Raw genomic sequence first — 5696 nt, 5'->3', positions numbered from 1 at the left:
TCCTGCCCCCGAGCCGTCCCCCACCATGCCGTCCCTCTTCCCGCACTCCTCCGCCCGCGCCGCCGGGCTCCTCGCGGCGCTCGCGCTGGTGCTCACCAGCGCCACGCCCGCGTTCGCCCTGCCGGGTGGAGGCAAGACGCCCCGTGCCCTCGTGGAGGCGGACTCCGACCTGCCCCCGCCGGTGACGGGCGTGGACGTGGAGGAGCACCTGGGGGAGCCCCTTCCCCTGGAGACCCGCTTCCTGGACTCCACGGGGGAAGAGGTGCGGCTGGGCACGCTGCTGTCCAAGACGCGCCCCACCCTGCTCACGCTCGTCTATTACGAGTGCCCCATGCTCTGTAACCTCGTCATCAACGAGCAGGTCCGCGTGATGCGCGAGCTGGGCCTGGAGCTGGGCAAGGACTACGAGGCCGTCACCGTCAGCATCGACCCGAAGGACACCCCGGCGCAGAGTGCCGAGCGGCGGCGCAAGTACCTCCAGTCCATGGGCCAGCCGCAGACGGCTCCGTGGCACTTCCTTACCGGCACCGACGAGAACATCCACAAGCTCGCTGATGCCGTGGGCTTCAAGTACACGTATGAACCGAGCACGAAGCAGTACGCCCACCCCGCGGTGGTCACCGTGCTCACCCCGGAGGGGAGCATCTCCCGCTACCTCTACGGCACGTCGTTCGACCGCAAGGACGTGAAGCTGGCGCTGCTGGAAGCAGCGGGCGGTCGGGTCGGGACGAGCGTCGATCGCATCGTCATGTCCTGTTTCAAGTATGACACCGCCACACGGCGGTACGGTTTCTACATTTTCGGGTTCATCCGCCTGGGCTCCCTCGCTGTCTTCGGCGCCCTGGCCATGATGCTGATCTATTTCTGGAGGCGCGAGCTGAAGAAAGGCGCGACTACATGAGCGACCTGGCCAACCAATTCCTGTTCCTCCCGGAGCGCGCGTCCACGTTCGCGGAACGGGTCGACTTCCTGCACTACTTCGTCGTCGGTACGACGATGGTGATGTCCGCGGGCGTCGGCCTCGCGGCGCTCTTCATGTTCTTCCGCTACCGTCGGCGGGAGTCCCACCAGCACACCGAATACGTGGTGCCGGACCTGAAGACGGAGTTCCTCTTCGTGTCCGTCCCGCTGGTGTTCTTCCTGGCGTGGTTCGCCATCGGGTTCCGGGACTTCACCTGGTACACCACTCCTCCCAAGGACTCGATGGATGTCTACGTCATGGGCAAGCAGTGGATGTGGAAGTTCTCCTACCCGGAGGGCCCCAACGGCGTGAACGTGCTGCACGTGCCGGCCAACCGCCCGGTGCGTCTGCTCATCACGTCCCGTGACGTCATCCACTCCTTCTACGTCCCGTCCTTCCGCATCAAGATGGACGCGCTGCCGGGCCGCTACACGCAGGCCTGGTTCGAGGCGACGAAGCCCGGCACGTACCAGGTGCTCTGCACCGAGTACTGCGGCCTGTCGCACTCGAAGATGCTGGCGGAGGTCGTCGTGCTCGCGCCGGAGGACTACGAGAACTGGCTGAAGGAGCAGCAGCGCGGCCGCCTGCAGGACCGGCAGGACGCGCTGGCGGACACGTCGCTCGTGCCGCCCGTTGCCCGCATGGCCGAGCAGGGCCAGAAGCTGGTGGGCACGCAGGGCTGCCTCAAGTGCCACTCGGTGGACGGCTCGAAGCACATCGGCCCCACGTTCCTGGGACTCTACGAGCGCAACGAGAAGCTCGAGGACGGCCAGAACATCCGCGTGGATGAAGCCTACATCACCCAGTCGATGATGGACCCGGGCGCGCACATCGTCGCCGGCTACCAGAACGTGATGCCGACCTACCAGGGCAAGCTGCAGGGCCCCGAGTCGGCCGCCATCGTCGAGTACATCAAGACGCTGCGCACCGCGAACGTGCGCGAGACCGCTTCCGAGGGCCCCGCCTATGACCCCATCCAGTAGCATCGCCGCGCCGGGGGCCGTCCCCGGCCATGAGGCGCACGACGACCACGGCCACCACCCGAGCTATCTGACGGACGGCACCACGGTGAAGTCGTGGCTGCTGACGGTGGACCACAAGCGCATCGGCATCATGTACATGGCGTGGATCCTGCTCTTCTTCCTGGTGGGCGGCATCTTCGCGATGCTCATCCGGATCGAGCTGCTCACGCCCGGTCCGACCATCATGGACGCGATGACGTACAACCGCGTCTTCACGCTGCATGGCATCGTCATGATCTTCTTGTTCATGATCCCTGCCATCCCGGCCATCTTCGGCAACTTCCTGTTGCCGCTGATGCTGGGCGCCAAGGACGTGGCGTTCCCCCGCCTGAACCTGCTGTCGCTCTACGTGTACCTGGCCGGTGCGTTCTTCGCGCTCTGGGGCATGCTCAACGGCGGCCTGGACACCGGCTGGACGTTCTACACGCCGTACAGCGCGCACACGACGACCACGGTGGCGCCCGTCCTCTTCGGCGCGTTCATCATCGGGTTCAGCTCCATCCTCACGGGCATGAACTTCATCGTCACCACGCACACCATGCGCGCGCCGGGCATCACCTGGTTCAAGATGCCGCTGATGGTGTGGGCGCTCTACGCCACCAGCTGCATCCAGGTGCTGGCGACGCCGGTCATCGGCCTGCTGCTCCTGCTGGTGACGGCGGAGAACCTGTTCAGCCTGGGCATGTTCGACGTGGCCCGCGGCGGTGACCCGGTGCTCTTCCAGCACCTGTTCTGGTTCTACAGCCACCCGGCCGTGTACATCATGGTGCTGCCGGCGTTCGGCGTGATGAGCGAGATCGTCTCCGCCTTCAGCCGCAAGAACATCTTCGGCTACCGCGCGGTGGCGTACTCCAGCGTGGGCATCGCGTTCGTGGGCTTCTTCGCCTGGGGCCACCACATGTTCGTGTCCGGCCAGTCCACCTTCAACGCCGGCGTGTTCGGCGTGCTGTCGATGCTGGTGGGCGTGTTCACGGCCATCAAGGTCTTCAACTGGGTGGGCACCGTCTACAAGGGCGCGGTGGAGTTCAGCACCCCGTTCGCCTACTTCTGCGGCTTCCTGTTCTTCACCGTGTTCGGCGGCATGACGGGCATCGCGGTGGCGACGGTGTCGCTGGACGTCCCGTGGCACGACACCTACTTCGTCGTGGCGCACTTCCACTTCATCATGGTGGGCGCGACGATCATGGCCTTCCTGGCCGCGCTCCACTACTGGTTCCCGAAGATGTTCGGGAAGATGTACCACGAGGGGTGGGGCCTGGTGTCCGCGGCGCTCATCATCCTGGGCTTCAACGCGACGTTCATCCCCCAGTTCCTCGTGGGCAACGCGGGCATGCCGCGCCGCTACTACGAGTACCCGGAGCGCTTCCAGGCGCTGAACGTGGCGTCCACGGCCGGTGCGTCGCTGCTCGCGTTCGGGTTCATCATCATCGCGGTGTACCTGACGTACGCGCTCATCTACGGCAAGCGCGTGGACAACCCGTGGCACAGCAAGGGCTACGAGTGGCTGACCATGTCCCCTCCGCCCACGCACAACTTCATTGGCCCGCAGCCGACGTATCCCGAAGAGCCGCACTTCTACGTGGATCCGAAGAAGGCCCAGGGCGAGGTGTCGGATGTCTAGCGCGCACGTGACGCCGGGCTCGGTGCCCGGTCCCAAGCTGGCTGCCCACTTCGCGTCGCTGGAGGTCCAGAAGCACGCGGCGCGGTTGGGCATGTGGCTGTTCCTCGCCACGGAAATCCTGCTCTTCGCGGGTCTGTTCGCGTGCTACGCGGCCTACCGCTTCCTGTTCCCGGAAGCGTGGGCGGCCTCCAGCCGCAGCCTGGACCTGACGATGGGCACCATCAACACGGTGGTGCTCATCACCTCCTCGTTCACCGCCGCCATGGCGGTGCACTACGCCAAGGAGGGGAAGAACGCGATGGTGGGGCACATGAACGTGCTCACCCTCCTGATGGCGGTGGGCTTCCTCGTCATCAAGTTCTTCGAGTACAAGCACAAGTTCCACATCGGGACGCTGCCGGGCCGCTACTACTTCTACGAAGGCATTCAGCTGCCGGGCGCGCCGCTGTACTTCACGGTGTACTTCGCCTCCACCGCGCTGCACGCCCTGCACGTCGTCATCGGCATGACGGTGCTGGCGTTCGCCACGGTGCGTGCGTACCGCGTCGGTGACTTCAACGCGAACAACTACACGCAGGTCGAGCTGGGCTCCATGTACTGGCACCTCGTCGACCTGGTGTGGATCTTCCTCTTCCCGATGCTGTACCTGGTCTGAGGGTTACGACATGGCCATCGCCAACGAATCGCGTCAGGAAGAGCACAACATGCAGGAGCACCACGGCGCCGGGCGCTACGTGGTCATCTGGATTGCCCTGCTGGTGCTGACGCTCGTCACGGTCTTCACCGGCCGCATGCACCTGCCTGACTTCGGTCTGCTGCTGGCGCTCATCATCGCCAGCGTGAAGGGCACGCTCGTCGCGCTGTACTTCATGCACCTGTCGGAGCACCAGGGCGCCAACCGCCTGGTGTTCGGCGTGTCCATCATCTTCGTGGTCCTGCTCATCGGATTCTCGCTGATGGACCTGGGCACCCGCTTCCGTCTGGCCAACCCTCCGGGGTCGCAGTACAGCGACCTGCAGGCGGTGGACATCGGCGCGAACCCGACGGAAGGCCGCACGGGTGGCCACCAGCAGCTCCAGAAGCAGAACCACGAGACGCACGAGTAGCTCACGTCCCTCGCGGTCCCCTGAAGCACGAACGCGGCGCCCGGGATTCTTCCCTGGCGCCGCGTCGCTTTTGCGGGCTGCTTCTTCCTCGCGGGGTGGGGACTACAGGGCGACGGTCAGGTTGAAGGAGAGCGCCGTGTCGGTGGACACCTTGCCCGGGGGCGGAGCGCTGTCGGACTTCACGAGGAAGCCCACGCCCAGGGCCAGCGCGTCGGTGAGGTTCGCCATCACCTGCGTCTGGCTGCTGAAGAGGATGCGCGAGTCGCTGATGACGCTGACCAGGATCTCCGCCTCTTCCTGGAAGGTGATGTCCTTGGAGACGCCGTAGCGGAACAGGGCACCGAAGCGCGGACCGCCCAGGTCCACGTCCGCCAGGTCCAAGCGATTGGGGTAGTACTGGAAGCGCAGCTCGCGTGCGTAGCGGAAGGCGAAGTCGGTGCGCAGGACGGTTTCGCGCACGCTGGCCTTCTCGTCCCGCTTGGTGTCGAACCAGAAGATGCTGGCACCGGCTTCACCGTAGGGCCGCGCCTCGATGCTCTTGATGTGGTCCGTGTCCACGCCGGACAGCAGGTAGCCGCTGATCTCCTGCGTGAAGCGGCGGTCCCCGCGCAGCTCGACGCCGGCGTTGAGGGCCACCACCTGGGACAGGGACTCCACCTCCCCTTCCACCTGGGGCGGGCGGCTGCGGCCGTACGCACCGTAGGCCTTCACGGAGTAGATCCAGTGCTCCGTCTTGCGCAGCGCGCTGGCCAGGCCGCTCACCGTCAGCGTGGACGCGTTGCCCGTGAGGGAGATGAGGCTCAAGCCCACGCTGACGTCCCAGACGCTGGGCTTCACCGGGGCCGCGGCGGCAGCGGCCACCTCGGGGGCGGGCGCGGGCGGCGGGGCGATGGGCCCGCGCGCGGTGACTTCCGCCAGGCGCTCAATGGCCTCCGCGAGCCGGGCGCTGGCCTCGGCGGCGCGCTCGGCTCGCGGAGGCCATTGAG

General features: G+C 66.2%; 6 protein-coding genes. 5 read left to right on the top strand and 1 reads right to left on the bottom strand.

Going from position 1 to position 5696, the window contains the following annotated elements:
* The first annotated feature begins 25 nt into the window (after nt 1–25).
* The 5 genes from D7W81_RS39435 to D7W81_RS39415 are packed head-to-tail and all read left to right on the top strand — an operon-like array spanning nt 26 to nt 4710.
* On the top strand, nt 26–901 hold the full coding sequence (locus D7W81_RS39435; RefSeq protein WP_120560480.1) for an SCO family protein: 876 nt from the start codon (nt 26–28) through the stop codon (nt 899–901).
* Nucleotides 898–1944, top strand: coding sequence for a cytochrome c oxidase subunit II (gene coxB, locus D7W81_RS39430; protein ID WP_120560479.1), 1047 nt, complete (start codon nt 898–900; stop codon nt 1942–1944). Before D7W81_RS39435 ends, coxB begins: the two co-directional genes overlap by 4 nt.
* Complete coding sequence (locus D7W81_RS39425; protein ID WP_120560478.1) at nt 1928–3604, top strand: cytochrome c oxidase subunit I; 1677 nt, start codon at nt 1928–1930, stop codon at nt 3602–3604. Before coxB ends, D7W81_RS39425 begins: the two co-directional genes overlap by 17 nt.
* Nucleotides 3597–4259: a cytochrome c oxidase subunit 3 family protein gene (locus D7W81_RS39420; RefSeq protein WP_120560477.1), complete on the top strand. Its 663-nt coding sequence runs from the start codon at nt 3597–3599 to the stop codon at nt 4257–4259. The genes D7W81_RS39425 and D7W81_RS39420 overlap by 8 nt, the downstream gene beginning before the upstream one ends.
* A 10-nt stretch (nt 4260–4269) precedes the next feature.
* Complete coding sequence (locus tag D7W81_RS39415) at nt 4270–4710, top strand: cytochrome C oxidase subunit IV family protein (RefSeq protein WP_120560476.1); 441 nt, start codon at nt 4270–4272, stop codon at nt 4708–4710.
* Nucleotides 4711–4812: 102 nt separating this feature from the next.
* Here D7W81_RS39415 and D7W81_RS39410 read toward each other — a convergent pair.
* A partial coding sequence (locus tag D7W81_RS39410) for a DUF481 domain-containing protein (RefSeq protein WP_244227745.1) occupies nt 4813–5696 on the bottom strand: 884 nt, incomplete at its 5' end.

Source organism: Corallococcus aberystwythensis (assembly GCF_003612165.1).
Lineage (GTDB): Bacteria > Myxococcota > Myxococcia > Myxococcales > Myxococcaceae > Corallococcus > Corallococcus aberystwythensis.
This window is presented reverse-complemented; position numbering and strand designations above follow the sequence as displayed.

Bases quoted from the DNA above. Each gene is read 5' to 3' on its own strand.
- D7W81_RS39435 (WP_120560480.1), top strand. From the start codon at position 26: ATGCCGTCCCTCTTCCCGCACTCCTCCGCCCGCGCCGCCGGGCTCCTC.
- coxB (WP_120560479.1), top strand. From the start codon at position 898: ATGAGCGACCTGGCCAACCAATTCCTGTTCCTCCCGGAGCGCGCGTCC.
- D7W81_RS39425 (WP_120560478.1), top strand. From the start codon at position 1,928: ATGACCCCATCCAGTAGCATCGCCGCGCCGGGGGCCGTCCCCGGCCAT.
- D7W81_RS39420 (WP_120560477.1), top strand. From the start codon at position 3,597: ATGTCTAGCGCGCACGTGACGCCGGGCTCGGTGCCCGGTCCCAAGCTG.
- D7W81_RS39415 (WP_120560476.1), top strand. From the start codon at position 4,270: ATGGCCATCGCCAACGAATCGCGTCAGGAAGAGCACAACATGCAGGAG.